This is a genomic window from Noviherbaspirillum malthae (assembly GCF_015352985.1).
GTDB classification, from domain to species: domain Bacteria; phylum Pseudomonadota; class Gammaproteobacteria; order Burkholderiales; family Burkholderiaceae_D; genus Noviherbaspirillum; species Noviherbaspirillum malthae.
Map to the genome: position 1 here is coordinate 13920 of NZ_JACYXF010000058.1, position 26922 is coordinate 40841.

25 protein-coding genes, 1 tRNA gene and 1 pseudogene are annotated in these 26922 nt (G+C 60.8%); 10 read left to right on the top strand and 17 right to left on the bottom strand.

Features of this window, described 5'->3' with window-relative positions:
• Positions 1–217 precede the first annotated feature (217 nt).
• From IGW03_RS30030 to IGW03_RS30045, 4 genes are all read left to right on the top strand, one after another.
• Positions 218–293: transfer RNA gene (locus tag IGW03_RS30030), tRNA-Glu, on the top strand.
• 667 nt (positions 294–960) lie between these two features.
• Complete coding sequence (locus tag IGW03_RS30035; protein ID WP_194726146.1) at positions 961–1581, top strand: hypothetical protein; 621 nt, start codon at positions 961–963, stop codon at positions 1579–1581.
• Positions 1582–1725: 144 nt separating this feature from the next.
• On the top strand, positions 1726–1908 hold the full coding sequence (locus IGW03_RS30040) for a hypothetical protein (RefSeq protein ID WP_194726147.1): 183 nt from the start codon (positions 1726–1728) through the stop codon (positions 1906–1908).
• A gap of 80 nt (positions 1909–1988) precedes the next feature.
• Entirely contained in the window at positions 1989–3029 is a 1041-nt protein-coding gene (locus IGW03_RS30045) for an isocitrate/isopropylmalate dehydrogenase family protein (RefSeq protein ID WP_194726148.1), read from the top strand.
• A 38-nt stretch (positions 3030–3067) separates the two neighbouring features.
• Here the strand turns inward: IGW03_RS30045 and IGW03_RS30050 are convergent, their stop codons facing one another.
• Entirely contained in the window at positions 3068–3628 is a 561-nt protein-coding gene (locus IGW03_RS30050) for a hypothetical protein (RefSeq protein WP_194726149.1), read from the bottom strand.
• 166 nt (positions 3629–3794) lie between these two features.
• On the opposite strand from IGW03_RS30050, the gene pstS reads away from it, so the two are divergent.
• Entirely contained in the window at positions 3795–4838 is a 1044-nt protein-coding gene (gene pstS / locus IGW03_RS30055; protein ID WP_194726150.1) for a phosphate ABC transporter substrate-binding protein PstS, read from the top strand.
• A gap of 194 nt (positions 4839–5032) precedes the next feature.
• Positions 5033–5392 (top strand): hypothetical protein, encoded by a 360-nt coding sequence (locus tag IGW03_RS30060; protein WP_194726151.1) that lies wholly within the window; start codon positions 5033–5035, stop codon positions 5390–5392.
• 25 nt (positions 5393–5417) lie between these two features.
• Here the strand turns inward: IGW03_RS30060 and IGW03_RS30065 are convergent, their stop codons facing one another.
• A complete protein-coding gene (locus IGW03_RS30065; protein WP_194726152.1) occupies positions 5418–6269 on the bottom strand; it encodes an endonuclease/exonuclease/phosphatase family protein in 852 nt (283 codons plus the stop codon).
• 189 nt (positions 6270–6458) lie between these two features.
• Positions 6459–9074 carry a sensor domain-containing protein gene (locus IGW03_RS30070; protein ID WP_194726153.1) on the bottom strand — a complete coding sequence of 872 codons (2616 nt, stop codon included), beginning with the start codon at positions 9072–9074 and terminating at the stop codon, positions 6459–6461.
• A gap of 293 nt (positions 9075–9367) precedes the next feature.
• On the opposite strand from IGW03_RS30070, the gene IGW03_RS30075 reads away from it, so the two are divergent.
• Positions 9368–9646, top strand: a complete 279-nt coding sequence (locus IGW03_RS30075) for a hypothetical protein (protein ID WP_194726154.1) — start codon at positions 9368–9370, stop codon at positions 9644–9646.
• A 67-nt stretch (positions 9647–9713) separates the two neighbouring features.
• On the opposite strand, the gene IGW03_RS30080 is transcribed toward IGW03_RS30075, so the two are convergent.
• The 7 genes from IGW03_RS30080 to IGW03_RS30110 form a co-directional block, all read right to left on the bottom strand.
• Positions 9714–11954 carry a hybrid sensor histidine kinase/response regulator gene (locus tag IGW03_RS30080; protein ID WP_194726155.1) on the bottom strand — a complete coding sequence of 747 codons (2241 nt, stop codon included), beginning with the start codon at positions 11952–11954 and terminating at the stop codon, positions 9714–9716.
• Positions 11955–12037: 83 nt separating this feature from the next.
• A complete protein-coding gene (locus IGW03_RS30085; protein ID WP_194726170.1) occupies positions 12038–12667 on the bottom strand; it encodes a pyridoxamine 5'-phosphate oxidase family protein in 630 nt (209 codons plus the stop codon).
• 137 nt (positions 12668–12804) lie between these two features.
• Entirely contained in the window at positions 12805–13206 is a 402-nt protein-coding gene (locus IGW03_RS30090) for a lysozyme inhibitor LprI family protein (RefSeq protein WP_194726156.1), read from the bottom strand.
• Positions 13207–13269: 63 nt separating this feature from the next.
• Entirely contained in the window at positions 13270–14037 is a 768-nt protein-coding gene (locus tag IGW03_RS30095; RefSeq protein WP_194726157.1) for a hypothetical protein, read from the bottom strand.
• A gap of 13 nt (positions 14038–14050) precedes the next feature.
• Complete coding sequence (locus tag IGW03_RS30100; protein WP_194726158.1) at positions 14051–14932, bottom strand: MipA/OmpV family protein; 882 nt, start codon at positions 14930–14932, stop codon at positions 14051–14053.
• 124 nt (positions 14933–15056) lie between these two features.
• Complete coding sequence (locus IGW03_RS30105; protein ID WP_194726159.1) at positions 15057–15215, bottom strand: hypothetical protein; 159 nt, start codon at positions 15213–15215, stop codon at positions 15057–15059.
• 25 nt (positions 15216–15240) lie between these two features.
• A complete protein-coding gene (locus IGW03_RS30110) occupies positions 15241–16557 on the bottom strand; it encodes a hypothetical protein (protein WP_194726160.1) in 1317 nt (438 codons plus the stop codon).
• Positions 16558–16747: 190 nt separating this feature from the next.
• On the opposite strand from IGW03_RS30110, the gene IGW03_RS30115 reads away from it, so the two are divergent.
• Together IGW03_RS30115 and IGW03_RS30120 are read left to right on the top strand one after the other, a co-directional pair.
• The gene (locus IGW03_RS30115) at positions 16748–17434 is read left to right on the top strand and encodes a response regulator (protein ID WP_194726161.1); all 687 of its coding nucleotides are present in this window, start codon (positions 16748–16750) and stop codon (positions 17432–17434) included.
• A 1-nt stretch (position 17435) separates the two neighbouring features.
• Entirely contained in the window at positions 17436–18755 is a 1320-nt protein-coding gene (locus IGW03_RS30120; RefSeq protein ID WP_194726162.1) for an ATP-binding protein, read from the top strand.
• A 257-nt stretch (positions 18756–19012) separates the two neighbouring features.
• Here the strand turns inward: IGW03_RS30120 and IGW03_RS30125 are convergent, their stop codons facing one another.
• The 4 genes from IGW03_RS30125 to IGW03_RS30140 form a co-directional block, all read right to left on the bottom strand.
• A complete protein-coding gene (locus tag IGW03_RS30125) occupies positions 19013–21265 on the bottom strand; it encodes a hypothetical protein (RefSeq protein ID WP_194726163.1) in 2253 nt (750 codons plus the stop codon).
• 56 nt (positions 21266–21321) lie between these two features.
• Positions 21322–21804 (bottom strand): CesT family type III secretion system chaperone, encoded by a 483-nt coding sequence (locus IGW03_RS30130; protein ID WP_194726164.1) that lies wholly within the window; start codon positions 21802–21804, stop codon positions 21322–21324.
• Positions 21805–22440: 636 nt separating this feature from the next.
• Positions 22441–23259, bottom strand: coding sequence for an alpha/beta fold hydrolase (locus IGW03_RS30135; protein WP_194726165.1), 819 nt, complete (start codon positions 23257–23259; stop codon positions 22441–22443).
• 123 nt (positions 23260–23382) lie between these two features.
• Positions 23383–23625: an MbcA/ParS/Xre antitoxin family protein gene (locus IGW03_RS30140; RefSeq protein ID WP_194726166.1), complete on the bottom strand. Its 243-nt coding sequence runs from the start codon at positions 23623–23625 to the stop codon at positions 23383–23385.
• Between the two features lie 282 nt (positions 23626–23907).
• On the opposite strand from IGW03_RS30140, the gene IGW03_RS30145 reads away from it, so the two are divergent.
• Positions 23908–25542 carry an FAD-dependent monooxygenase gene (locus IGW03_RS30145; RefSeq protein ID WP_194726167.1) on the top strand — a complete coding sequence of 545 codons (1635 nt, stop codon included), beginning with the start codon at positions 23908–23910 and terminating at the stop codon, positions 25540–25542.
• A gap of 98 nt (positions 25543–25640) precedes the next feature.
• Here IGW03_RS30145 and IGW03_RS30150 read toward each other — a convergent pair whose 3' ends face one another.
• The 3 genes and pseudogenes from IGW03_RS30150 to IGW03_RS30160 form a co-directional block, all read right to left on the bottom strand.
• Complete coding sequence (locus tag IGW03_RS30150; RefSeq protein WP_194726168.1) at positions 25641–25847, bottom strand: hypothetical protein; 207 nt, start codon at positions 25845–25847, stop codon at positions 25641–25643.
• Positions 25848–25938: 91 nt separating this feature from the next.
• Entirely contained in the window at positions 25939–26529 is a 591-nt protein-coding gene (locus IGW03_RS30155; protein ID WP_194726169.1) for a hemerythrin domain-containing protein, read from the bottom strand.
• Positions 26530–26804: 275 nt separating this feature from the next.
• Positions 26805–26922: pseudogene (locus IGW03_RS30160) on the bottom strand (IS5/IS1182 family transposase); the annotation flags it as partial.

A 26922-nucleotide genomic window follows, 5' to 3' on the forward strand; every position in this document is an offset into this window, starting at 1 on the left:
GCCTTCCCGACAATCGGGCTCAGGACGGCGATTTCTTGATCAGGCGCAAATGTGGCAGGTTTCGCTGCTCAGCATGACTACGCAGCGCGCAGCGTAATGCGGCTCCCGAAACGGATTCTGAACGACTTTTAAGCCGCTTCGTTCAGAATCCGCTATGCGTTTTTTAAAAGATCGAGTAGAATGGCGCCCGCAACACAACACCGCAACACAGGTTTCTGTCTCCATCGTCTAGAGGCCTAGGACATCACCCTTTCACGGTGAGTACCGGGGTTCGAATCCCCGTGGAGACGCCATAACAAGCCCTGCGCTTGATGGCATGTGAATCAAGTCGTCGCATGCATCATGGCGGGAGCAAATCATGATGATTGAGAAGGCCGCCTAGTGCGGCCTTTATTTTTTGTCCTTCGCGACCATGCGAATTCCCCTGCATGGCTTCATGCGTCAGGATGCTGTTCGGATAAGGCTGTTCGTTTCGGTGCGACAGCGGAATACGAAGGCAGTCCCCGGCCATACGCGCAAGCCGCTTCATCATTCCCCTCGCACTTGTCGCTCCATGTCATGCCGGCCCGATGTATAAGGTCGACGATTCCTCCTCATCTCGATGTGAAAGGCGCATTGCCTCGCATGCTTGCTTATGCCACGCGCAGCAAGCGGACAAACCTCGGGTGAAGCTGATTGCGCTCGCTGGAGAACATGCCTTGCAGTGACTGCGTCGCTTCTTTCGCATGAGAGAACTGCAGTACCGGCCATGCGCTGCTGTCTTCATCCGGCCTTGGCCCGCCTCCGCCGATGCGCGCATCGTGCACATCCTGCCCGGGCATGAAAATGAAGGCGACGAGTGGATGCAGATGCAAACGCCGGGACCGGCAGCCGTTTCCAGCCATGATGGAAAAAATGGAAACTTCCCTGCGATTCGATCATCTCAGCACCATTCCTGCATCGTGATAGAAGGAGATTGACATGCCCATTCAACGTCCTACGGCCATGAGACTCGTATCCGAGTCCGAATTCAAACTGGTCAATGAAAGCTATCCGCCCCTTGTCGGCACCTTGAGCGACAAGGCACTCATGCAGCGAATGGAGCGGGTACGCAAGGCCCGAGACAAATATCACGCCGTGGTGGAACGCCAGCAAGGCAAGACGCAGGCAGGTGCCGGCCGCGGCTCGGCCCAGCCGGCGGCGCTCAAGGATGCAATGTCGAGACAAAAGATTTTCGAGGAAACCCTGGCCAGATTCGAACGGCAGTCCGCCAAGGCCGCGCCCGCATCGGATAATGACGCTGCCGCGCCCGGGTCCCGGAAAGCCAAGGCTACGACCAGGGCGAAATCCGCCACCTCCAATTCCGCCGGCATGAAGAGGAGTGTCAATATCGCCGCTCAGCAGGTCGAAGGCAAGAAGACCGCATCCAAGGGCGGAGCGCAGGGAACCAGCAAGGCCAGCGTGAAGACGGCGAACAAGGCGGCCGCAAAGACCGGTACGAAATCACCGGCGCCCAAGGCAGTCAAGGGCAAAGGTGCGGCGACCAAAGCCACGCCGCGCGGCCGGCATGGCGCCATGGTGCCCGCGAATACGCTGCGCTGATTCTGTTGCCGCAGCCGTATTGGAAACAGGCCGTCCATGAGGACGGCCTTACTGTTTGTACTGATGCCGCCACTTTCCTTGATTTCATGAGCAGGATATGGACTTGCATCGCCTGTCAGGCTCGCTCTATTTCGCCGCTGCCGCATGATGCGTCAGGCTGCGGACCTTATCGAGGCGGCGGACCGCAGCATCGAGATGATCAATATCGACCGCCAGAGGACAGACCGCCTGCCGGTCACGTATTTCACCCCTGAACGGAATGCGATGGCCCAGGCTGATGCAGGCATGAAGGGTTGCGGTGAGGGCACCGGTCGACCAGACGTTTGAAAGCTCTGCGACAGCCAATTGCAGCTATGATGCGGGGTGCATTGAATGAATGCTTACCGTCGAACAACAAGGAGGCTGCAATGGCAAGTGCGAACAACGGAATACCGGCGACCCTGATTCCGGGTGACGGCATCGGACCTGAAGTGACAAAGGCAACAGTCGAGGTGCTGCAGGCCCTGGGTTCGCCGTTCGAATGGGAGACACACAGCGCGGGCATGGCCGGCATCGAGGCGGCCGGCGATCCGCTGCCGGCCGCGACGCTCGACAGCATCCGGCGTACGCGGCTTGCGCTCAAGGGTCCGCTCACCACGCCGGTCGGCGGCGGCTTCCGCTCGGTCAATGTGCGCCTGCGCGAGGAATTCAAGCTGTATGCGAACCTGCGCCCGGCCAAGACCATTATCCCGGGCCGCTATGAAAATATCGACATCGTCCTGGTGCGCGAGAATATCGAGGGCCTGTACGTAGCGCATGAACATTTCATTCCGGTCGGCGCGGATCCGCGTGCGGTCGCTGTATCGACCGGCGTGAATACCCGCGACGGCTGCCGCCGGATTGCGCGCTTCGCCTTCGAGTATGCGGTGAAGAACGGCCGCAAGAAGATCACCATCGTTCACAAGGCCAATGTCCTCAAGGCGCTCACCGGCATTTTTCTGGAAGCGGCGCGCGAAGTCGCGAAGGAATACGAAGGGCGGGTCGAGGTCGATGACCGCATCGTCGATGCCTGCGCAATGCAGCTGGTGCTCAATCCCTGGCAGTTCGACATGCTGCTGTGTACCAATCTCTTCGGCGATATCCTGTCCGACGAACTTGCCGGCCTGGTGGGCGGGCTGGGACTGGCACCGGGCGCAAACATCGGCGAGCACGGCGCCATCTTCGAAGCGGTGCACGGCTCGGCGCCCGATATTGCCGGCAAGGGAGTCGCCAATCCGGTGTCGCTGCTGCTGGCGGCGGGACTGATGCTCGACCATGTCGGCAAGCCGGAACTGGCCGTGCGCCTGCGCACCGCCATACAGGCCACGCTGCTGGAGGACAATGTGCGTACCCGCGACCTCGGCGGCAGCGCGTCGACCGTTGAATTCACTGCAGCGCTGATCAAGCGTTTGAACGCTTCGGCAGCCTGACGCATGGCGCGCCCGAAGACGAGCCGGATGCCGCCAGGCTAAAGCGCGGCGATGGCTCGCCGAACCTCATCCAGATAAATGCCGGCCTTGTCGGCGCCGGTCTTGGATTCAAGGATGGCGACGTGCCAGTATCCGGCCGCAGACTGGAGGGCGGCACGGTCGCCGGCGCTTTCTATTCGCCTGACGATATCGCCGGCGAGCAGTCCAAGATGACGGCTTGCCGCGGCCGTCATCATCTGCTTGATCGGGACAAGAGCGGCGCCATGGTCCGCGCGCTCCTTCCCGTCGGGCACGTCCTCTTCCTCCTTGCTTGCCGCATCTTCCGCCGTATCTGCAATGAACATCTCCGCGAGAAGAAAAGGCACGGCCTCGCGCAATTCGGACAAGGGAACGAAGCCGGCGATGGCTGCGAGATCTTTCTTGCCGTTCATCATGATCAGCACCCTGCGCTGCTTGGGCGTCAAGCCGAAGGACCGCATGGCCACTTCCTCATGGCCGCGCGCCGTCTTCGCGTATATGACGGAGGGCCGCAGGATGAATGCCGGAACGTCGCCGGCAGGGCGCGGGGCGTGTAGGGTGGCGGAAGATGGATCGCGCATGCGTCGGGCCTGAAGCGTGAAGGAAACGTATGCGCGTCATGCTAGACCGGCGGCATGTCATGCTGATGACAGCCTTGCCAATGCAGAAAGTGATGAGGTCACAGGCAAGTCACAATTGATCGGTATCTTTGCCATCGTTTTGATAATTTACAACGAAGGAGTAGTCATGCGTCTTGGCAAGTTCATCCAATCATTCGGAACATTCGCGATTGCGGCAACGGTCTTTTCCCATGCAGCAGCGGCCGATATCACCGGCGCGGGCGCAACGTTCCCCTATCCGATCTATGCCGCCTGGGCGCAGGAGTACAAGAAAGCCACCGGTACAGGCCTGAACTATCAGTCCATCGGCTCCGGCGGCGGCATCAAGCAGATCAAGGCCAAGACCGTGGACTTCGGCGCCTCCGACATGCCGCTCAAGGCGGAAGAACTCGAAGCAGAAGGCCTGATGCAATTCCCGGCCATCATGGGCGGCGTGGTGCCGATCGTCAATATCGACGGCATCACTCCGGGCCAGCTGAAACTGACCGGCGCCGTGCTGGCCGATATCTATCTTGGCAAGATCACCAAGTGGAACGCGCCTGAAATCGCCGCACTGAACAGCGGCGTCAAGTTGCCCGCCGAAGACATCACCGTGGTGCACCGCGCCGACGGCTCGGGTACGTCCTTCCTGTTCACCGATTACCTGTCCAAGACCAGCCCCGACTTCAAGTCCAAGGTCGGCGCAGGCACCGCAGTCAAGTGGCCGACCGGCGTTGGCGGCAAGGGCAACGAAGGCGTGTCGGCCAACGTGCAGCGGATCAAGAACTCGATCGGTTACGTCGAGTATGCGTATGCCAAGAAGAACAAGATGTCGCACACCCAGATGCAGAACCGCGACGGCCAGTTCGTGCAGCCCGACGATGAAACCTTCAAGGCGGCAGCCGCCGGCGCCGACTGGTCGAAGACGCCCGGCTTCGCCGTGGTACTGACCGACCAGGCCGGCAAGAACAGCTGGCCGATGACAGGCGCCTCCTTCATCCTGATGCACAAGAGCCAGGCGGATTCCGCCAAGGGCAAGGAAGTGCTGAAGTTCTTCGACTGGGCTTACAAGAACGGCGGCGCGATGGCTGCGGATCTGGACTATGTCGCGATGCCGGCACCGGTGGTGAAGCTGGTGCAGGACGCATGGAAGGGCCAGGTCAAGGACAGCAGCGGCAAGGCCGTCTGGTAATTCCGGCATCTTCTCCTTCAAACTTGCGCGGCATTCGCGTGCCGCGCGGGCAGCATCAACGGCGCGAGGCAACACCTCGCGCCGTTTTGCATTCTTCCTTAGTTCAAGTCTTGGTTCAAGTTTTCCTCCCGATGTTTAAGCTCGGCAAGCTTCAATCCCCACGGCATTAAACTTGCGCGGAAATGCATGGTCACATGGACATTTCCACCGACGCAGGAGAACGCATGCCGGCCAATGCAGCCAAGGAAGCCATCCGTTATCTCGACAAGGACATCTCTGCCGCGGTTGACCGCAGCGACAAGGGAAGTACCGCCCGCGAACAGGCAAATCTCGAAGGACCTTCGCATATCGGCGCCATCATGGTGTCCGCGGAGGAAACCCTGGGCCCCGATTCGCTGTCCTTCCGTGCCTATCTGGAACTGTATGATGAAGTCGAGCACCAGTATGAAGCCGAGGTCGCGGGAACCTGCGTGCGCATGCTCGCACCGGAAGGCGCATGGAGGCTGACGCATCTGCGGGTGCTCGACTCCGGGGCATTGCCCAAGGGCGGCTGATCTGGTTTTCCTTCGGATTTCCTTCCTATTCCAGCTCGATCATCATCGGCTGATGATCCGAAGCATCGCTATGCGGATCCGCCCGCACTGCCGTGACCCTGGGCGCAAGATCGCTGCTCACGAAAATGAAATCGAAGGTGAACGGATCCTGCGGCCATTGCACCTTGTCGTAGAGGCCGACGGTAGGCGGACGCTCGGCCGCAGGGTGGAGCAGTTCCCAGGCATCCCGGTAGGCTGGCGTTTCGCCGTCGATGTTTGCCGTCAGCAGCGCCTTGTCCGACGAATCGGGAAGGAAATTGAAATCCCCGGTCAGGATGGCCGGGCCGCCCCGCTTCGGAACATGAAAAGGCCCGTCGGACGCTGACCCGACCGGATCATTCTGAGATTGCATCCATGCCTCATGATGCAGCAGCCTGAGCCGCTCCACCTGCGCCCGCCTTTGCTGCGGCGAATAGTATTCGAGATGGGTGGTCGTCACGCGCAGCGCGCCGAGCGGCGTATCGAGCGTCGCTTCCAGCGCCACCCGCTGCATGCTCTTGACGCCAGCCTGCGGCGGCCACGGCAGCAAGTGCGAGAACGTCTGGAGGACCGGATAGCGCGACAGGATCATGTTGCCGAAGCGCCGGCGCTTGCCGGCCTCGCCCGGCAGGTCGGTGGCGATGCCGGCGATCGGCACGAATCCCGGCAGACGCGATGCAAAACCGGCGAACTGATCGGTGTCATCGTTGCCCGCCAGATCGGCGAAGCCGTCCGAAACTTCCTGCAGGCAAAGCACGTCGAAGTCGGCAAAGCGCCGCGCGTGGTCGATGATGCGATCGAGATCCACCCGGCCGTCGACGCCGCGTCCCCATTGGATGTTCCAGGTGACCAATTTCATGGTTGATGAGCAAGCCGGTGATTCTAAAGGTAATGGCGGAACACTGTTTCTCTCAAATCGCTCCAGCTACCCGGCTGGCTGCTCCGATTGTGCATCACCGGGGATCGGCGGCGGTAGAGGCGCGAACAGTCCTGCATCAGTCATCCTATCCCGCACCGGCCCGGCCGTTTTGCTTTTTCTAAAAGATGTTCAATGCATGCCGGCGCCGTCGGGCAGGGAGCGCGTACGGTACCATGCCGCAAACTCGCCGCCGATCACCGGCTTGCAGACATGGTAGCCCTGTGCCTGGTGGCAGCCCTGGTTGCGCAGGTACTCCAGCACCGAGGCGGTCTCGATGCCTTCTGCAACGACTTCGAGATTGAGCGTGCGGCCCATGGCAATGATGGCCTCGGTGATGGCACGGCTGGCGGTGTCGCTTTCCAGCCGATGCACGAAGGACTTGTCCACCTTGATCTTGTCCAGCGGCAGCCGGCTCAGGTAGTTGAGGCTGGAATAGCCGGTCCCGAAATCATCCAGGGAAATCTTGATGCCTTTTTGCCGGAAATGCCTCAGGATCGCGATCGCATGATCGATGTCTTCCATGACCGCGGTCTCGGTCAGCTCGATCTGGATGGCCTCGGAATCGATGCGGTGCTTGAGCATCACGTCTTCGAGATAGGTGGTGAAGTCCTTCTTGCGGAACTGGAGCGGCGAGACATTCACCGCGATCGGTATCGCGGGCAGGCCGTCCTTCTTCCATGCGCTGTGCTGGTGGCAGGCTTCCGACAGTACCCATTCGCCGAGGCGTTCGATCAGGCCGGTGCTTTCCGCCACCTGCACGAAGCGGTCCGGCCCCAGGCCGTTGCCCGGCCAGCGCAGCAAGGCCTCCACGCTGACCACCTCGCCGGTCCGCATGTCCACCAGGGGCTGGTAGCAGAGGCGGAATTCGCTCTTGGACAGCGCAGACTTGATCCCCTGTTCGATCATCGACTGCATGTGCATGCGCTCGGCCAGGGCTGCCGTATAGAACTGGAAATTGTTGCGGCCCATCTGCTTGGCCAGGTACATCGCCGCATCCGCATGGCTGATCAGGGTATCGACCTCCTCGCCGTCGTCCGGGAAGATGCTGATGCCGATCGAACAGGACAGCATGAGTTCCAGTGAGCCGACCTGATAGGGGCGGCTGAGCGCATCCATCAGATGGCGCGCCATCTTGTCGCCGGCATGGAGGCTGGCATGATTGCCTGCGTGATGACCCAGGTGATTGTTTGCATGGTTGCCGTTGACATGGGGCATCAGCGCCAGAAATTCGTCGCCGCCCAGGCGGAATACGATGTCTTCGCCGCGCATGCTGGCCCGCAAGCGGTTCGCTACCTGGCGCAACACCGTGTCGCCGGCTTCATGACCGTGGATGTCGTTGATCGGCTTGAAGCGGTCGAGGTCGATGAACACGATCGAGACCTGCTGCCGGGATCGCCGTGCCGCACTGAAGATGTGGCGCGCGTATTCGAACAGCAGCGCCCGGTTGGGCAGGCCGGTCAGCGGATCATGCAGGGCCGCCTGGCGCACCCTTTCCTCGGCCTGGCGGCGCTCGGTATAGTCATGGCAGATCACCATCACTTCGCGCACCGTGCCGCCGAGGTCGGTGATCGGCACGCAGGAAACCGCCAGGTTGCGCAGGCCGCTGTCGGAAGGAACGTCGAAATCGTCGCTCTGCATCGTTGCCGATACCAGCGCCGCATGCAGCAGGGGGCGCCACAGGTTCAGGATCGATTGCGGCCGGACCTCGGTGTCGCGCTTGCCGGTGAGTTCCTGCTCGCTCTTGCCGACATTGAGCGCCGCGGCGCGGTTCGCATACTGAATGCGCAGCGCGGTGTCATAGATGATCACCATGTCGGGAATGTTGTCGAAGGCCAGGCGCAGGCGCTCCTCGCTGACGCGCAGGGCGGTTTCGGCCATGTGGCGCTTGGTGATGTCGCGCACGGTGAGCACGCCGAGCGGCGGCAGCTGCTCGCTGGGCTTGACGATGGAACCGCTGAGGCTGGCGATCCAGGTGCGCGCCGCACCGCGCCGGTGGATGATCAGTTCCGAATTGGTCACGGGCTGGCCCTGGAGCATCAGCGATACCGGCCACTCTTCGGGACGGAGCGCGACGCCTTCCTTGGTCCAGACTTCGAAGCTTGCATGCAAGTCTTGCGCTTCGGAACTGATTTCGCTGCTGTCGGCATAACCGAACAACGTGAGCGCCGCCGGATTGGCTTCCAGCACCGTGCCGGTGTTGGAGAAGACGATGACGCCTTCGCTCAGGCTGTCGAGCACGGCCTTGAGCCGCGTACGGCTCTGGTCCACTTCGAAGGCGCTGAGTATGCGGCTGTTGATTTCCTTCGCGACCGAGATGAAAAATCTGGGCTGTCCCTGTTCATCACGCACCAGTGAAACCGCAAGGTGCACCCAGAGCGGCTCGCCGTTCTTGCCGATGTACCGCTTTTCGGTCAGGTAGGACCCGATCTTTCCGTTCAACAGGTCTTCCTGGCCGCTCAGGTCTTGCGGAAGATCGTCGGGATGAGTCAGATCCTGAAACAGTTTGCCTTCCAGTTCCTCCAGGTTGTAGCCGAGCAGCTTGCAGAAGAAGGGATTGATGCGCAGCCATTTCCCGCCGGTCGTGGTGTGCGCGATGCCGACGGCCGCCATGTCGAAGGTGGTCCGGTACATGACCGTGGATTCGGCCAGCTCCGCCTGCACGCGCAGAAGTTCGGCCTGGCTGTCGTTCAACGCTTTCTCGAGCGCTTCGATTTTTTGTTCCGGGGCCTGATGTTGGATAGTCATCGCATGGGTTGACGCAGGGTTATCGGACCATAGGCCGGCGGGAGCCGGCTATCCACATCCTAGCTCCGCTGTCCTGAAAAAACGAGTGATAAAAATGATTTGAATTCCAACCCCGCGGAGCTGCATGATCTGTCGGGGCGATACGAATCAGGCAAGCGAGGAGAGCGCCGCCGGTCCCGAGAATCTGCGGTGTATTCCGCGTGCAGGACTTTCCTTGAACTCCGGAAAATAAGCGCTATGCTGAATGAGCCGCATGACTTAAAAAGACTATATAAAAAACCAGGAGACGTGCCATGTCAGTTCGGCTGGAGAAGTGCAGCAGTGTCTTTTGCGGAAGGCCTTACGAGGTTGAACATTTCAGCAAATGCTTTTCTCAGGGAATGCCTTCGGGCGTGATCGAATGCCCGCATTGCGGCCAGGTGACCGCCGCCAATCCCGCGCTTGTGTACATATCCCGACCTTTGCCGGAAGCCATGGAACGATGGCCCGAGAAGGACTTCACGCCCGAGTCCAGCAGCATGGCAGCGCCAAAGCGTACCGAGCAGAAAAGCCTGGCTGCCATTCACGACTGACGCGTATCGCAGATGACGGCACCGGCCGATGCAGGCTGGCCGGAACAATGCGCGTCCTTCGTGAAGCTCAGCTGCCGCTTCGGCTCAGCAGGCGCACCGCGGCGCCGATCTCGTAAGGCTTGGCCAGCAGGTGCACGCCGGGAATCTCGACCCGCTTGTCGGTATAGCCGGTGCTGAGCACCATCCTGATTCCGGGGAAGCGCTCACTTACGATTTTCGCCAGCTCGATGCCGCCGATCTGGCCCGGCATCACGATATCGGAAAACACGACATCCGGGAAAGGCTGCACGCCGGATTCCAGCATCGCCAGCGCCGCATCGCCCGAGCATGCGACAAGCATGCGGAAGCCGGCTTTTTCCAATGCCGCCAATACGGCTTCCCGCACCAGCGCATCGTCTTCCACCAGCAGCACGGTCGTGCCGCGGTCCGTGCTGCCTGCATCGATGCCGTTGGCCTGCCACGCACCCTCCTTGCCGGATGGGACGGAAACCGGGAGCGCCGACCTGGGGAGGTAAATGCCGACCGACGTGCCGGCACCCGGAGTGCTGTTGAGCACCAGCATCCCGTGCGACTGGGTGGCAAAGCCGTAAGCCTGCGGCAAACCCAGACCCGTTCCCTTGCCCACGCCCTTCGTGGTGAAAAACGGATCGAGCGCCTTGGCCAGCACATCCGGCGGCATGCCGGCACCGGTGTCCGACACCGTGATGCGGACATACCCGCCAGCCGGCAGGCCATGCGACGGATGCTGCAGGTCGACGTTGGACGCCTGCACGCGCAGCCTGCCGCCTTCGGGCATCGCATCCTTCGCATTGAGCGCGATGTTGAGCAGCGCCAGTTCGAACTGCAGCGGATCGACGGTCACCGGCCACAGGTCCGGCGCACAGTCGACTTCGAGCGTGATATTGCTCGGCAGAATGTTATGCACCAGCTGCACGAAAGTGTCGACACGTTCCTTCACGCTGGTCGTGGCAAGGCGCGCATCCTGTATGCGGCCGAAGGAGCTGAGCTGGCTGGTCAATGACGTCGCCCGGTCCACCGTCTTCTTGCAGGTGTCGATCAGGGATTGCATGCGCTGCCGGTCCGACGTCATTTCCGCCAGCTGCAGCGCCGTCGACAGCGTCTGCAGCAGGTTGTTGAATTCATGCGCAATTCCGCCGGTGAGGCGGCCGAGCGCTTCCAGCTTCTGGCTTTGCAGCAGCGCCGTCTGGGCACGCTCGAAGGCCGACACCGCATCGGCAACGCGCTGTTCCAGTTCGGCCTTGGCGCGAAGGATCTGCCGGCTGGCATTGACCATGGTGTAGCCCACCGTATCCGCCTCGGCCAGTCCTTGCGACGTGTAAGCGACTTCCTGCCCCTGTCCGAGGCGGTCGGCCGTCCTGCCGAGATCCTCGATGGGCCGGATCACGCCTGCGGCGAAGCGGCGCGCCGCGATCACGGCCAGTGCCAGCAGCAGCACCATGACGGCGCCGAGCAGGGCGGCCGCGCGAAACGCAACGCGGCGTACTTCCGCTTCCGGAATGCTGATCAGGACCGTCCAGTCGGCGTTGGGAACGTGGCTGTAAAAAGCCTTCACCCGAATGCCGTCCAGCGTCACGCTGCGATAGACGCCCTCGCGTCCGGCGGCCAGCTGCTGCAGGCTGCTCTCGCGCAGCACTCTGCCCACGTTCTGCTCGGGGTCGGCGCTGCGCGCCACCACCGTACCCTTGCGGTCGACCACGGTACCGATCCACTTGGCCGGAAAGCGCTGCGCCCGGAACAGCGCCTGCAGCTGCGCAGTCTGGATACCCATGATCAGGAAATAGCGGACCTGCCCGTCGACCCTTACCGGCACCTGTATGTTGAAGTCGTAACGTTCGCCCACCTGGGAAAAGAACAGGTCGGACACCAGGGTGGAATCGGCGCCGTATTTGTGAACGAGTTCCGTCAGGTTGGACGAGCGGCGCGCCGGAAGCTGTTCTCCGAACTCGACCCGTGTATTGAAGATCTGCCTGCCGTCGAGCTCGCTCAGAACGATGGCGGTATCGGGGTTCGGCGCCATGTTGCGGGCATAGCTATAGAAGAGGGAAAAATCCTTGCTGCGCAGGCTGTTCTGCAGCGAGGGCGAATTCACCATGGTCTGCAGTATGCCTTCTCGAACGCGCAATTCGCTGTCGACCAGCAGCGCAAAGGCGCGCGCCGTTTCCGCCACCGAACGCTCCTGCGACTTCTGCTCTTCCCGATAGACATACCAGACAACCAGCGCCGAGGCCACGAACATCGGCAGGAACAGGGCGAGGACGAGCAGCAGTAGACGGTTTCTGATACGCATTGTGTAGGACGGGGCGCGCAGCATCGCGCCCCGCGTGGGTAAATACCGAAAGGGCGCCCTGCCCGCGCGGAGGTGAGGGAATGTCAATAGATCGTGGTCTTCAGGCGCTCGGGCAATTCCCGGTCGTACTGTTCTCCATCGATCTGCTGCCGGCTCAAGTCCTGCAGTATGGTACCCAGGCTGGGCAGCGAAGCGCGCGGAATCTGTTCGCTCGCATCCCATATGCGGGAACGGAGTATCGCGCGCGAACATTGAAAGAAAACGGTATCGACATGGATTTCGAGCACCGAGCGCGGCGGCTTGCCGTCGATGGCGAAACGGTTCAGTACCGCCGGGTCGATCAGGATTCTCGCCCTGCCGTTGACGCGCAGGGTTTCTCCTATCCCGGGAATCATGAACAGCAGGGCTACCCTCGGATCGGAAACGATGTTGCGCAGGCTGTCTATGCGGTTGTTGCCGCGGCGGTCCGGCAGCAGCAGCGTCTTGTCGTCGCGGACTTCGACGAAACCTTTCGGATCCCCTCGGGGCGATACATCAAGGCCGCCCGGCCCGCATGTGGCCAGCGCCAGGAACGGCGAGGCGTCGATGAACGCCCTGTAGTGCGGATGAAGATAGTCGATCTCCTTGCTGACCGAGGCCGCCGCGGGAACGCCGTAGATCCGCTCCAGCGCAGACAGGTCCGAGACGTACAGGGATTCCTTCTCTTCATGCATTGCAAGTTCCTCCGGGGTGTGGTCCTGCAGCCCGCTGCCTGACAATCGGCCAGCCGTTCCAGCGGCCATTGTCGCTCATTTTCCTGATGACGACATTTTCTCCGGCGGCGCATCTGCCATGTTTGATCCCCGAGCCGCTACTCCGAAACGAAGTCTTCAATATCCTTGATGCGCCTTTCCGCATGATTCTGCATGCAGCCGAGATACATCACCGTCCTGATCGAGCCGCCCGCATATTTCTGATGGACGGCATTGCAATCGGCTTCGCGGAATTTGATCCACGCACGCTGCGCGGCCACGAAGGCGTTCCGTAGGGAGGCCTCCGACGACGTTGCAGACTCGCCCTGGCCCAAGGTCTTCAAGACGCGCTGATAGACCTTGTTCAGGTTGGCCTCGGCCTTCTTCTGGTCGATCGATGCGCATGCATTGAGCTCCGGCGTGGTGATTGCCTTCTGGCAGTCGAGGCCGAATGCGCTGGAAGACAGCATCAGCATTGCAAGCGGAAGAATGGCGTGTTTCGCCGTGGATGGAAACTGCATCGTGGTCTTTCGGAAATGTCGGTCAAACCGAATGATAAACGTGGCGCGGGCGGGCCCGTGCTATCAGTCGAAGACCGCAGTGATCGCCACCGGCCTTTGCTGGGTATGGATCTGAGCCTGGCTTTTCTCCGGGCGCTGGTTGAAACGATAGGTGACGGTCTTGAACAGGGGCGCCGCATCGCCCGTGAACGCCGGGGCTTCTTCGATCTGCAGCAGCCCGTCCTTGTGTTCGCCTCCCCGCAGCGATACCTGCGGGTCATCGGCCTGGCGCGGATAGGCGAAGCGCACGCCGATGCACTTCCTGCCCTGCATGCCCGGCTTCCCGATGTCGCGCAGATAGGCCAGGGTTTGCTCGCAGGCTGACTGCAGATCGGCGACATCGTAGATGCCGTCGGCGCGAGGGATGATCGATACCGCCTGCTGCATGGTGTAGCGATCACCGATGCGGTTCAACTGCAGGCGGGCGTTCTCGTCGAAGGCCGATTTCAGGAAAGGGAACACTGCGCGTCCGGCCGCATCCAGCAGCAGGTTGAGGCTGCCGGAAGGGCCGGTCAGCGTCAGGCGCACGCCGTCGAGCGACACGCCTTCTTCCTTCGGCACGACGCGGAAATGGCTCTGGATCAGCTGCTTGGGCTTGCCGTACTTTTCGAAGCGGATCATCGTGCGGTAGGCATCGCGATAACTCATCCAGTCTCCGTTCGGAGCCGCCGCCTGCACGGCTGCTCCCGCAGGTTCCGCTGCCACCGCGTTTGCCGCGCCGATGCATCCTCCCGCGAGCAGCAGCACAAGAGGCTGAAGCAGCTGCAGAAAAAGACGCGGGAGCGGAGTCATGAAGTTTCCGTATTCAAAAGCGATAGGCGATGCCGGTGCGCAGGCCGATGCCGGTGCGGCGTTCGCTCAGCGGGCTGTCGGCGGCATCGCCCTTGAGCCGCGTCACCGACAGCTGCGTTGCCATCAGCCAGCGCGGGCTCCATTCCCAGTTCCAGTTCGCGGCAAGCTGCACGTCGCGCAGACCCGAGCCGGGCGTGTAGGCGATCGGCGACCCCGAGGAAAAGGAAACGCCGAAATAGTCGCGGGTGTAGCGGGTGTTCGCCCAGGTCGCCGCCGCCGCCAGCGAGAGCCGGTGATGAGCGGCCGGCGTGAAGGATTGCTGCAGGCCGGCTTTCAGCAGCAGACCGTTATGATCGTTGCCCGCGCCGTACTGCAGACTGCCGGCAAGACGCAGGTTTTCATTGAAATAGTAGTTAAGGAAGCCTCCGGCCTGCGGCGACGTCTTGACGCGGTTGAAGCGCAGGATTTCCGCCGTAGTCACCGATGCCGGGATTGACGCGCCGAACGTCGGCATGTCGAGGCCGCCGGCGCCACCGATGCTGGAAGCACGCTGCCGGCCGGCGGCATCCCTGCCGGGTTCGATGGAAACCAGCGGACCGAATTCGAAACGGCTGCCTTCCGTCAGATGCATGCCGGCGCTGAGGCCGGATACGAAGATGCCGTTGCTCCATTGCAGCTGCAGCAGCAGCGCCGGATCGGTATCGCGTTCGCCGGCGCCCTGATAGCGCGGCGCGCGCTGCACCCCCGCGCCGACGTAAAGATCCCTGCTGCCGTCGGGCATCATGCGCGCGGCGGGGGCCTGCGCGCTCGCAGCAGGCGGCAAGCCGGCCAGAAGTGCGGCAAGAGTCAGGGCGGGCCCGTGCGGGCAGGGTAGGAAAGTCAGGGCGCGCGTCACTGCGGATCTCCAGAATGATGGCCGAATTGCCGTCATGCAAAGCGGGTATTGTATGGAGTTTTTCCGGTAGACGGCAGCAAGATTCGCCCACGCATCACACTGCCCGCAGCTGCATTTCACGGCATCAGCCGCGCAATCCAAGCACCGGCACCATCGGCACCGGCTGAGAGGCCGGTACCTTCGCGGCCTTGCCCTGCGGCGCAGGCGCCCATTCCCGAAACAGCCACCATGCCGTCAGCACGAGAACAATCAGGCAGGTGATCGCGAGCGCACGGCGTGTCATGCTGATAAGGCCGAACCTGCCTCACTTACTGCAGCTTCACGTACTCGACCGGCAATGAGCTGGCTGGAACGGTCACGAACGCACTCTGGTTGATGTTGGCGGCGACGCACATGACATCCGGTCCGGGATCGGTGACGCGATAGCCCGCTTCGATGCGCGCCGGGTTGCCGTGCTGTCTGACGGTTTCTATCCGCATGCTGCCGCAGGTGACCGATTCGCGGCCCAGAAATACCGCCAGCACCATCTTTTCCCTGAAGTCCACCGCGGGCGGCACGCTTCCTTCGCCGGCATGCTCGTTCCACAGCGCCGTCCAGGCCGAGGCGTCACGCACCGTGACGAAGCGCTTGTCCGCGATGCGGGATGTGAACACGGCCGGCGCCAGCCTTTCGAAGGCAATGCTGCCGGGCGAGCAAGCCTGTGGCACGCCCAGCGCGGCGGCAAGGCGGCTGCGGATGGCGCGCACCGTACCGGCGAGGGCATCGGCATTGGGGAAGGGCATGCCGCAGCTGACGGCAACGCGCTTCTTCCTGCCGTCCTTTTCAACTTCGATCCACTCGCGGCCTTCGTCGGCACAGCCGGGGCAACCGACTACCAGGTCGGGCAGGCTGCCGAAATTGGCCGCCAGGGTATTCCACTCCTCTGGCGATACCTGGCCCCAGAGACCACGCCTATCCTGCTGGCCCGCATTCGGCCGCGGCGTCACGTTCAGGGTGGCTCCCTCCTTGGCAATCTCGACCTCGGCCTTGCAATTGTTGGTACAAAGTGCGAACTCCCAGCCGCTTCGGATGACCAGATCGCTCGCGGGCCGGGCCGGCAACTGCAGGAATTCCACCGGCAGGTCGCTGCGCGGCACGGTCGCGAGCACGGCGAGATTGACGATGCTGGCGATGCAGGCCATGTCGGGCGACGGCGGAATGTCGCGGTAGCTGACTTCGATTTTTGCCTGTCCCGGCGGTTGCCTGACGGAGGCGATCTCCACCCGGTCGCAGGCGCCGCGGCTGCCGAGGAAAACGCCGATCACCATGTTCCTGGAGAAATCGACCGCGGGCGCGGGGCGATATGCGAAAGTCGGACCGGCATGTTCCGACCAGAGCGCATTCCAGGCCTGCGCATCGCGCACCGCAACCAGCTTCTTCCGGCTGATGGCCGACTGTGCGGCGGCCGGGGAGAACAGCTCGAACGGCAGGCTCTGCCCTTCCGCCATGACGGCGCCGGTCGAGAGCGATTGCGAACCGCCGCCCTGGGCCGCACTGCCGCCTCCGCCGCAGGCGGCGATCAGTGCGCCGGCCGAGACGGCAAGAAGGGAAGTCAGGCAGGACTTCATCCACCGTTGATGCATCATGATTGCTCCTTCAAGACAATATCGTTTGCATGCCCGCCATGTTGGCCGGGTCTATAGCACGCATCGTAATCAAGCGTCGGCAGGAAATCTTCCCGGGCCGGTACTGAAATTGTCATGAATTTGTACAAAGCCCGATGCCGGATATCTGGCATGCAATTCTGCTTATACAATGCGGGCTGGGAGGAATGCGATGTATCGAATCATGCTGGTGGAAGACGACGAAAAGCTTGCGGCACTGGTATCCGATTACCTTGCCGGCTACGAGTTCGCGGTCGATGTCGTGAACCGCGGCGATACGGCTCTTGCGCGCTTTCACCAGACCCGGCCCGATGTCGTGGTGCTCGACCTGATGCTGCCGGGCTTGGACGGCATGGTCGTCTGCCGGCAGATTCGCGAAGCGAGCCGGGTGCCCATCCTCATCCTGACGGCGCGTGAAGACGTGTTCGACGAGGTCTCCGGCCTGGAGCAGGGCGCGGACGACTACATCAACAAGCCGGTGCAGCCCAGGGTCTTGCTTGCCCGTTTGCGCGCATTGCTGCGCCGCGGTCTCGAGGCCAGCGCCGCGCCGGCGGGCGAACTGGTCTTCGGCGCATTCCGCCTGTCGAAGGCGGATCGCGCGGTGCACTGGCGGAACCAGCCGGTTGCGCTCAACAGCGTCGAGTTCAAGCTGCTGCTGATTCTCGCAGAGTCGGCCGGACAGGTCATGTCGCGCAACGACATCCTGATAAAGATGCGCGGCATCGAATTCGACGGCCAGGACCGCAGCATCGACAACTGCGTGTCGCGCCTGCGCCGCAAGTTCGATGATGCCGCGGCCGAAAGGATCAAGACGGTCTGGGGCGAAGGCTACCTGTTCAGCCCCTCCGCCTGGGACTGAAATGAACCGCGTTTTCGTCCGCATGGCGCCGTTGATCGCGGCCGCAATCGCGGTCGCGGCCGTCGCGATCTACTTCGCTATCCGCCTGCTGTTCGGCGACCCGCTGGAAGACATCGCCCGCAAGCAGGCTGCCGGGCCCATCTTCCTGCTCGAGCAGTACATCGACCTGGCGCCTGCCGACGAATGGCTGGTGCGGCTGAACAAGGTGCGCGAAGTGTCGGGCTTCAACATGGAACTGATCCCTCTCAGTGCGGCGCAGGAGCGTCTTCCGCCGCGTGAACATGCCTTGCTTCAGCAGGGCGGCGTGGTGCTGGATATTGGTTCAAGGACTTTCTACCGCCGCGTCGATCTCAAAGGAGACCGCTACGTCGGCAGCGACGAAGACGTGCTGCAGGTGAGCCGGCTGCCGATCGATATCGGTCTGGAACTGAAGACGGAACTGCTGCGCTATCTCATCGTGGCGCTATGCGTGCTTATCCCGCTCGGCATCTGGTCGCGCGCGCACTGGCGCGAACTGCTGGCGCTGTCGAAAGTGGCCGACAGCCTCGGTGAAGGCCGGCTGTCGGCACGCGCCGCAACCAACAGGCATTCGGCGCTGCAGCCGCTCGCCGTGCGCATGAACCAGATGGCCGTTCGCATCGAAGGCTTGCTGGATGCGCAGAAAAGCCTTTTGCATTCGGTCTCGCATGAACTCCGCACGCCCATCTCGCGCATCGAATTCGGCCTGGAGCTGCTGCGCGATGCACCGGCCGGACCGCAGCGCGAGACGCGCATCCAGTCCATGGAAGAGGATGTGCATGAGCTGAAGGCGCTGGTCAATGAACTGCTGCGCCTTGCGCAGATGGACGGCCAGCAAGGATTGCAGAGCGCGCCTTTCGATCTTGCGCAGGCATTGCGCGAATGCGCGCAGCGCAGCGAGCATGCTTTCAGCGGCAAGCGGCTCGAATGCGTGCTTGAAACAGGCTTGGAGGCTTGGACAGGGGACCGCCGCCTGCTGGTGCGCGCTGTCGACAACCTCTTGCTGAACGCGGCCAACTATGCGCGGCAGAACGTCAGGCTGAGCGCAAGCCGCATTGGCAATGAAGCATTGGAAATTGCTGTCGAAGATGACGGACCCGGCGTGCCGGCCGAGGAAAGGGAGCGCATTTTCGAAGCCTTCTACCGGCTGGACCGCAGCCGCGACCGCGCAACAGGCGGCTTCGGACTGGGGTTGGCCATTGCGCGGAAAGCGGTGTCGCTGCATGGCGGCACGCTTGCAGTGGAAACGTCGTCGCTGGGCGGCGCCAGGTTTGTGATGCGGCTGCCGGTTTTGTTTGCATGAGCAGGGGGACAGGCTTGCCGGGCTGAATGCATGCCGGAAGTATTCGAGGGAACTGCGCCCCGAATACCATTACGCATGTAGATGAAGGATTGCCGACCGGAACAGTGCCTTAAACGTCTGGGGAAAAAGTCCGGCGTTTTAGCGATCCTCGGTGACGCTTTCCGCTATCGACAACGATCATCCGCTTTGATATGCGGACGGAATTCTCCGCGCACACTACTAGGCCATATCACAACGTGGTGTTGCCGACGGTGCTCTTACTTTTTGCGGGTTTTTTTGGTCGAAGACTGCTTTTTTGGATAACGGCCAAGCTCGACGCCGCTCGCAAAATCTTTAGCATTCTCAAGTGCAGCATCTATGTCTTTCTGTTCATTACTCTTGGCATGAAAATTCCTGGTTTTTCCCACCTTAATGCTCCCTTTCTTTGGGGATTCGAAGTAACTTACAACCCAAGAGGTGTGTGTTTTATCCCAATCTACAAACGGTACGTTGCTATGATGTTCTGCAGGCTTCCTGACTGGATAGTTTTTGTGTGCAAGCTCCTCATTCCATTGCTCTCGGCTAATTTGCCTAGTCATCATGTCTCCCCAGTATGACTCGATTATTCTTTGTGTATTCATAATGTCTTCCCTGGTAACTTCGCTGCCTGGAGAGTGTTGGACTTGAAGCGATTTAAGCAAAAGACGCCTTGATGTCCATGTTTTCTTTTCGCCAAGTTTAAGAGTACCAAAATCCAATTGCCACCGCTTAGTGCTCGAGTTGTAACTTACACCTGGACATGCGCTGAACGCGTTCCCACCATTTAGCTCCCATAATTTTTCACGATGCGTTTCGAAGTTGAATCCGCCATTACGAATTTCAGCCATGGCAGCCTCAGCGCGTTTCTCCGCATTTAGTTTGGCTTCTGCTTTGCCAGATTTTCCTGTCGCTTTCTCGAAATGAAATGCTGCGCACCGAAGCGTTCCAGTAGAATCAAATTCCATAGCTGCATAATATGGACGACTAGCCTTCACAAGACGGACCTCGCCGACTTTGCTGTCATGCACTTGACCTTGCGATAAGCTTTCTACCGAGGCAGCCTCAGGCCAGCGTGCGGAAAAATCACTATCAAGACTAATGAAATCAACCGCCCTGCGGTCAGACTGGATTTCGGCCTTCCGTACATCGCCTGCTGCCTCGTGCATTTCATTAAATTTTCCTTGCAGCGCTGACCAGAGTGTTGCAGGCGTCTGGCTGATGAACGCTGCATCGTTGCTCTGCAGATCCTGCATCAGCGTTTGCCAACCGTCATTGTGGCGACGAACTGCGATGAGGTATGGGGCGGTACGCACCCACAACAGGCCCTGTGCATGCTGCGGCAATTGTTCGTTGAGCACGTTCTCCAGATCCTGGCTGTCGCTACCGACTGCAGTCCAAGCCTGATGCGACGCGTTCTGGCCTCGCGCCGCCAGATATGTCGACAGGCTCGATGCCGACAATCTAACGTCGGAAGACGCCTGCGCTTCAAGATGGCTTGCCAGTTCTTCGATAGGCTGGGTGCCATAGAGCTTTCCGAGAAGGCGGCAGGCATAGGGAAACGCGCCTTGCGACAAGTTGGTGACGATGCTTCTGACACGTTGTGAAGATTGCTCCGGCACGGTAGCCAGCAGGGTAGTACCTTCGCTCAGGCAAGCGTCGAGATACTTGGCAGCATCCATTTGTACGGGGCATTCCTTCAGCGAGTCAAGCAGGTACCACCGATCGTCCTGCTTGAGCAAGGCAATGTAATGTCCTTGCACACCGCTATCAATCGTGACCGTACCGCGGTAGATCACCATCCTTTCAAGCTCGTCAAGCAATAATGGCTTGAGCGCGGCGAGCTGGTCTTTGTCGATTTCTAGACGCATCATCTTTCGTTCACCAAGTCCGTCTCCAGTACACACGAGGTCAAGATCCGCGCCGTGAGATGCTTCGGTTGACGGAAGTTCCCATGCATGCGCTTGCCAGGCATTGTTGAACGCCTGCTGCAGGCAAGTTAGCGTTCCCGGGCCTTGTTTTTCGAAAAAATGGGGCGCCGAGGTTGCTGCACGTGGCGAGCCGTCGTTACCCTTGTGACGCTTGGCGGGATGCATAGTGCGAGGTGACGAAGGCTCGCCGAGAGGTGAGGAGTGTTGCATGGTGCGGCCTTGCCGAGCGTTATCTGCGTTTTCGCCTTCTGTGTGCAAAAGTCTTTTCAAGAAATTTGCCGAAGTGCCCTGTGATGGCGCAGCAAGCGGGATTGTTTTCGTTACAGGCTCCAAGGAGGCTGGAACACAGGTTATTGGTTGCACCACGAGTGGTTCGTTACGCATTCCCAGCAAAATATTTGCTGCATTTTCAACCGTTATTTGCGCCGGTGCCAGGGTTGTCGGGATATGAGAAGGAGCAGTAGGTTCTGCCCGCGCAACGCCGTGATTGGTTGGCGAGCGGCTGGAATCGTGAGCACGAGCAAGCGCAGGCGTGGTGGGAGCGGAAGTTGGCGGAGTTTTCATGGCATTTCGGTGCAGATGAATTTGATCGGAAACGAGGCGTGTCACCGCGACTGCAGTCAACCTTTCCAGGAGCGGTGTGCGGGCCTATGCATATTCGCAGCCGGAGAACCTGTCAAAACGCCTTGAACAGCATTTGTCTTGCGCCGAATGGCACTGAGGATGGTGTTCAGCATTGCCGAGTCGACCGCTGAAAGCAGATGTCGGGAAGAGACGACAACAGTGCCGGTTCTTGTGTCGAGGCTTACTGTTGCGTCGAGGTCGCCGGACGGCTTGTGATTGAGCGCCAGTAGTCCGGAGAGCATTGCAGAAGGTGGAGCGGGCGGCAGCACTGCAGCCTCACAGGCGGCATGCAGCACGGTTCCTGAAGCAGCGCTCATCACATAGATGTTCGGCTCATCGGTGAAACGCAGGAGGTAGGCGTCGGCAGCGGGTCCCGGCGTCACCGGGATATTCAATTGCTGCAGCATAAACTGCAGCCGCTGGCTGAAACCGGAGCCGGCTGGAGGTGAACTTGTCGGGCGGCTGTGGGAAACATGCATGGTCTTCGAGCGGAAATCTTCACTGTTGAGGCAGCATGTGTGGCAAGCCGGATCAGATCAGTTCCATTCAATGCAAATCTTTTATAGCTGCCGCGAAGTTAGGGCTCACAAGCGCAAACCTGCCGCAGCAGTATTCTAGAGCGCTTTCGGCTTGACTGTACTGTCGATCCCGGACGATTTGCCAGCGGCACTGCGTTGTGTGGGGACGCCGAGTCCTCCTTGCCATGGCCCGGGGGCGCCGAGCTCGCCATGTCGCGTCACCACGCCTTGTTCCGCAGGCAAATCGCCTCGGCCTCACCGAGTCCAGTCAAGCCGAAAGCGCTCTAAAGAGCGGCATTCAGGCAAATACTGAGTGTGAAAAGCGAATGCTCGGAAGACGTTTGGCGAAGGTGACGCGGGTTTTCGCCTAAAGTCATCCTGATAGATATCGGGCGGTATGGGGCGTACTTGGAAAGCGTCGACAGCGGAAGGAAATGGTGCACGAACGCGGCATCGACCATTCCATGCATGCCGAAGCGTATCGGTCACGCTAAAGCGCATGCGTGTGCTTGACCCATTCGCGAGGCACTTCACCGGTGTGAAGGCATCATGAACCGGCTGCAGTGCCGCCCACGTTCAAGGCCGCTGAAGTCTCTTCTACCGGGTCGAAGCAGCGAATTCGGACACCAGGCGCAGGGTCACTTCGGGTCGTTCCCGATGCGGCACATGATTGGTGTCCTTCATGATTTCCACCTGCGAAGGGCCGCCGCTCAGCTGGCCTATCATTTCCGGATGACGCGTCGAGCCGTATTCGTCGAACTCTCCATGGATGGCCAGCACCGGGCATGTCACCTTGGGCAGCACGTCGGCAATCGACCAGGAAGCAAATGCCGGATCGAGCCAGGTGCCGGTCCAGGCATCGAGCACCCATTCCGCCTTGTCCCCGTGATACTTCCTGAGGCGATCGATCTGCGCCTCATCCTTGAACTGTTCCTTGGCGGCGCGGATGCCCTGCAGGGTTCTGTCTTCGGGAAAGACCTGGGCGGCCACGGTGACCAGCGCATGGCAGTCTTCGGGATACCGCGCGGCGCAATGGACCGCCATGCCGCCGCCGACGCTATGGCCGAAGGCGATGAAGCCTCGCAGACCAAGCTGCTCGCGCAGCACCGGAAAGAACGTCGTCGCTTCGTCGGCGACGAAATCCAGCGCCGGGCGATCCGTGCGCGGGTCCGACTGTCCAAAACCGAGCCGGTCATAGGCAATGATCTTGCGTCCCGTCGCTGCGCTCAACCGCGCAGGAAAATCGCGCCACAAGTCGACGCAGCCCAGGGAATCGTGGAAGAGCACGATCGGCGCCTTCTCGCGGAACGAGGCTGCCTCTTGGGGCCCTTGCCAGATGCGCACGAAGAGCTGGCCACGGGGATGATCGACCCGGATGTCATTGGAAACGATGTCGGCGGTTTCGATGTTTGTCATGTCGGCGGCGCTGTGGAATTATCTGAATGTCATGCGCGGCTGCGGGCATGACGGAAGTATCGTTGCATGAAATTTTTTTACATGCAGAAAAAGGGTTCGGCTGAAGTTCGTGGGCGCCACGGGTCAAAGCGAGTCGATGTACAGCAGCACGTCATCCGCACGGCCTTCGTTCACCAGCTGGGCCGCAGTCCTGCCTTCGAATGCAGGCAGCGGTTCGTTCATCCAGGCACTTGCGGCATCGTCGTTCCCCGCGAATTCCCGTGCCCTGTGCATGACCGTGTAATAGGCCTGCGCCTTGCGCGACTGTTCCTGGAACCGCGCGCGGAGTGCGTCCAGTCCCTGGGAAGAAAGGTTTCCCTCTTTCATGTGCTCGCCTCAATCAATATGTGAGCGGCGTTGCTGATGCGCCGCGAACCGATGCCTTGCAAAAACAAGGATTGTACGCATCAGCCGGCAGGTCTGCTGCCCAGGGAATGATTCCGCAAGGCCTGCGCATGATCAAATGCTCTCCGCATGCCTTTTGAACTGCGGTGGCGCGGACCTAAAATGAAGGCCGGAGGCAGGACCATCCGGATTGCCGGCAGGCATTGAACCGCGTTCGGGGCAATGTGCCTGCCATTGAAGCCTCGTCATCGTATCGGGGGCAGCATGGATACCGAAGTGCTTATCGTCGGGGCAGGCCCGACTGGCCTGATGCTCGCCAATCAGCTTGCGAAGCGATCGGTTCGCGTGACCATCATCGACCAGCATTCCGGTCCCTCGGTGCAGACCAAGGCGCTCGGCGTGCAGGCGCGCACGATGGAAATCTACGCGCATCTCGGCATTGCGGAACGCGCGATCGACATGGGCAGGCGTGCCGTCGGCGCCAGCATGTGGGTTGCCGGAAAGCGTGCGGCGCGGGTGCCGTTGGGCGACATCGGATCGAACCTGAGCCCCTATCCTTTCCTGCTGATCCTCGGGCAGGACGACAACGAGGCGCTGTTAGGTGATGTGCTTGCCGGGCAAGGCGTTCAGATTCAATGGAGCACCAAGCTGGTCGATCTTGTTCAATCGGCCGACGGCGTCACCGCAAGGATAGAACGGCAGGACGGCGCCTTCGACGAGATCGCGGCCGCATGGGTGGCCGGCTGCGACGGCGCGCGCAGCACGGTGCGCGAGGCATGCAATATCCCCTTCTCCGGTGCACCTTACCAGCATGTGTTCTATGTCGCCGATACGCAGGCAACGGGCTCCATGGCGCCGGATGAACTCAACGTTTATCTATGGCGCGGCGGATTCCACCTGTTCTTTCCGCTGCGCGGCAAGGATCACTGGCGGGTGGTCGGCATTCTTCCGGCGGAACTGCGCTCGCGAGACGCTCTTGGCTTCGACGACGTGGCTCCCTATGTATGCAACGAGGTGGGAAGGTCGGAGACGGGCGATGCAGTGGCGTTTCAGGAATGCCGCTGGTTCTCGACTTATCATGTGCATCATCGGCACGCCGACCGGTTCCGCGACCGCAGGTGTTTCCTGCTCGGCGATGCGGCGCACATACACAGTCCCGTCGGCGCACAAGGCATGAACACCGGCTTGCAGGATGCCTACAATCTCGCATGGAAGCTGGCGCTGGTTCTGTCGGGGAACGCCGGCCAGGGCCTGCTCGATTCCTATGAAATCGAGCGCATTCCGGTTGCGGAACGCCTGCTCAGAACGACCGATCAGGCATTCAACTTCCTCATTTCCGAACGCTGGCTGGCCGAAGTCTTTCGGACGCGGATCATTCAGAGAATCATTGCGATCGCAATGCGGCGGGACCGCACCCGCCAGCTGGCGTTCCGCACGATTTCGCAGATCGGCATCCGCTATCGGAACAGCCCGCTGTCGCGCATGCATTCCCGCCTGCCGGAAGAGGCGCCGTGTCCGGGTGATCGCTTTCCCTGGATGCGACTGAAGTTCACCGGGGCAGGTCCGGTGGAGGACCTGTTCGCGAAGCTCGACGATACCCGCTTCAACCTGCTGCTGTTCGGACAGCAGCCGCCCGCAGGCAGGCTGCCTGCCCACAGCGGTGGCCTCTTGAGTATCTGCGTGGTACCGGATGACCCGGTCAACAACCAGGAGCTTGAACGCGCCGGCATTCCGCGGCCTTCGTTCTACCTGCTGCGTCCGGACGGGCACGTGGGGCTGGCGGGAGCCATGCCGGACCCCGCCGCGCTGGACGCTTATTTCAACGAGGCGGTGCAGCTTGGAACGGCTGCGGCCATGCCTTCATCCAGCGATGCATATGCATTGCATCCTCATCAGTGAACGCATGTTGCGGCTGATCTCGCGTCTGTCCTGCACAGACATGCTGCTGCACTGCGATCGTCGGTGAAGGCTCTGCAGGATTTTCCAGCGTGCGATGGTCAGGCGCTGCCGGGAAGCTTGCTTTGTGCCGAAGCGGGGGCCGGGGCTGCCTCCGGCTTGCTTGCGGCAGGAGGTTTCAGCGACAGCCATTGCTGCAGCGCCTGGCAGCCTGCGATCAATAAGGCTCCGGCGTAAATGCAGAGTACGACGAAGGTGCAACGGATCCACAAGACTACGGCCGACATGTTTTCTTCCAGTTCGCTCATGGTACGCCCTCCTCAGGTAGCCCTGATTCAGACTCTACTCCCGGCGATCGGCCCAACATTGAGAGTAAGCAAAAGACTGTCGGCCATGCGATCACAGTTCGGGACCGACACCGACCGGCGGCGGTGCGAGGTTGACGATCATGGAGAACAGCTGCTGCATGTCGGCTCGGTCTCCCGAGAGCGGATTTTTCTCTTCGGTAAAAGCGGCATCGAGCTGGCGCCAGTCATTTTCGTTCAATACCTCCATGGCGATGGGGAGGATAGTCTGTTCCTCCAGGCGCATGTGCGCCTTGTAAAAGCCGGCATACTGCTCGGCCATCAGCGCAAAGGCATCGAATGCAGCGGCGCCTTCGAGTTCGTAGCGGTTCAGCGCATGCTCGAGATCCAGCACGAGGCGGTCGCCAAGCGTGTGCTGCACCTCAAGTTCGAGAATGGCTTCATCGGCGGCTTTGGTGCGCTTGCGGATCGCGGGAAACAGGAAGCGGTCTTCCTTGGGATGATGGACCCGCTCGGGATACTCGTGGATATAAAACAGCATGGCCCGCAGCACCTTCAGGTCGGGCGCCTTGCCGCTTTCGCCAATGGTACGGATGATCTGGAGCATGCCCTGCAAGACGGCGTCGAGTACATCATGGTCGTGCTGGATGATGTTGATTGCCGGATGGGACGAGCGCAAACGCATGATGTCTCTGCCTGTGGTGGATGGTGGGGGCGTGTCTTCGCGCCGCAGGCAGGCCGCGGTTTCGGAGATGACACGGTAGGCGGATGCTATTGGGGTGGCTGCTTTAAATCCTTGACCTTGATCAAATTTTTCCGGGTGGGAGTAGGGGGAGCATTCAACCCATCCCCACCCCACCCCTCCCCTTGAAGGGGAGGGAGTGTACTTTATGCCTTTAACAGCTAAGACAGCTAAGACAGCTAAGACAGCTAAGACAGCTAAGACAGCTAAGAGCGTGCTCAGTATCTTTTTAACAGGAGAGCGAGGAACGCGAGGACAATGAACTGTTCGCTGGTATGAAGCTTTCGCTCACAGTTTTTCCAGAGACGACGGCATTTTTCAAGCCATGCGAAGGAC

Coding starts and splice junctions, on each gene's coding strand:
- IGW03_RS30075 (WP_194726154.1), top strand. CDS start 9,368: ATGTCAGTTCGGCTGGAGAAGTGCAGCAGTGTCTTTTGCGGAAGGCCT.
- IGW03_RS30085 (WP_194726170.1), bottom strand. CDS start 12,667: ATGCATGAAGAGAAGGAATCCCTGTACGTCTCGGACCTGTCTGCGCTG.
- IGW03_RS30060 (WP_194726151.1), top strand. CDS start 5,033: ATGGACATTTCCACCGACGCAGGAGAACGCATGCCGGCCAATGCAGCC.
- IGW03_RS30140 (WP_194726166.1), bottom strand. CDS start 23,625: ATGAAAGAGGGAAACCTTTCTTCCCAGGGACTGGACGCACTCCGCGCG.
- IGW03_RS30070 (WP_194726153.1), bottom strand. CDS start 9,074: ATGACTATCCAACATCAGGCCCCGGAACAAAAAATCGAAGCGCTCGAG.
- IGW03_RS30040 (WP_194726147.1), top strand. CDS start 1,726: ATGATGCGTCAGGCTGCGGACCTTATCGAGGCGGCGGACCGCAGCATC.
- IGW03_RS30065 (WP_194726152.1), bottom strand. CDS start 6,269: ATGAAATTGGTCACCTGGAACATCCAATGGGGACGCGGCGTCGACGGC.
- IGW03_RS30035 (WP_194726146.1), top strand. CDS start 961: ATGCCCATTCAACGTCCTACGGCCATGAGACTCGTATCCGAGTCCGAA.
- pstS (WP_194726150.1), top strand. CDS start 3,795: ATGCGTCTTGGCAAGTTCATCCAATCATTCGGAACATTCGCGATTGCG.
- IGW03_RS30150 (WP_194726168.1), bottom strand. CDS start 25,847: ATGAGCGAACTGGAAGAAAACATGTCGGCCGTAGTCTTGTGGATCCGT.
- IGW03_RS30145 (WP_194726167.1), top strand. CDS start 23,908: ATGGATACCGAAGTGCTTATCGTCGGGGCAGGCCCGACTGGCCTGATG.
- IGW03_RS30050 (WP_194726149.1), bottom strand. CDS start 3,628: ATGCGCGATCCATCTTCCGCCACCCTACACGCCCCGCGCCCTGCCGGC.
- IGW03_RS30115 (WP_194726161.1), top strand. CDS start 16,748: ATGTATCGAATCATGCTGGTGGAAGACGACGAAAAGCTTGCGGCACTG.
- IGW03_RS30125 (WP_194726163.1), bottom strand. CDS start 21,265: ATGAAAACTCCGCCAACTTCCGCTCCCACCACGCCTGCGCTTGCTCGT.
- IGW03_RS30105 (WP_194726159.1), bottom strand. CDS start 15,215: ATGACACGCCGTGCGCTCGCGATCACCTGCCTGATTGTTCTCGTGCTG.
- IGW03_RS30095 (WP_194726157.1), bottom strand. CDS start 14,037: ATGACTCCGCTCCCGCGTCTTTTTCTGCAGCTGCTTCAGCCTCTTGTG.
- IGW03_RS30090 (WP_194726156.1), bottom strand. CDS start 13,206: ATGCAGTTTCCATCCACGGCGAAACACGCCATTCTTCCGCTTGCAATG.
- IGW03_RS30120 (WP_194726162.1), top strand. CDS start 17,436: ATGAACCGCGTTTTCGTCCGCATGGCGCCGTTGATCGCGGCCGCAATC.
- IGW03_RS30045 (WP_194726148.1), top strand. CDS start 1,989: ATGGCAAGTGCGAACAACGGAATACCGGCGACCCTGATTCCGGGTGAC.
- IGW03_RS30110 (WP_194726160.1), bottom strand. CDS start 16,557: ATGATGCATCAACGGTGGATGAAGTCCTGCCTGACTTCCCTTCTTGCC.
- IGW03_RS30155 (WP_194726169.1), bottom strand. CDS start 26,529: ATGCGTTTGCGCTCGTCCCATCCGGCAATCAACATCATCCAGCACGAC.
- IGW03_RS30080 (WP_194726155.1), bottom strand. CDS start 11,954: ATGCGTATCAGAAACCGTCTACTGCTGCTCGTCCTCGCCCTGTTCCTG.
- IGW03_RS30130 (WP_194726164.1), bottom strand. CDS start 21,804: ATGCATGTTTCCCACAGCCGCCCGACAAGTTCACCTCCAGCCGGCTCC.
- IGW03_RS30135 (WP_194726165.1), bottom strand. CDS start 23,259: ATGACAAACATCGAAACCGCCGACATCGTTTCCAATGACATCCGGGTC.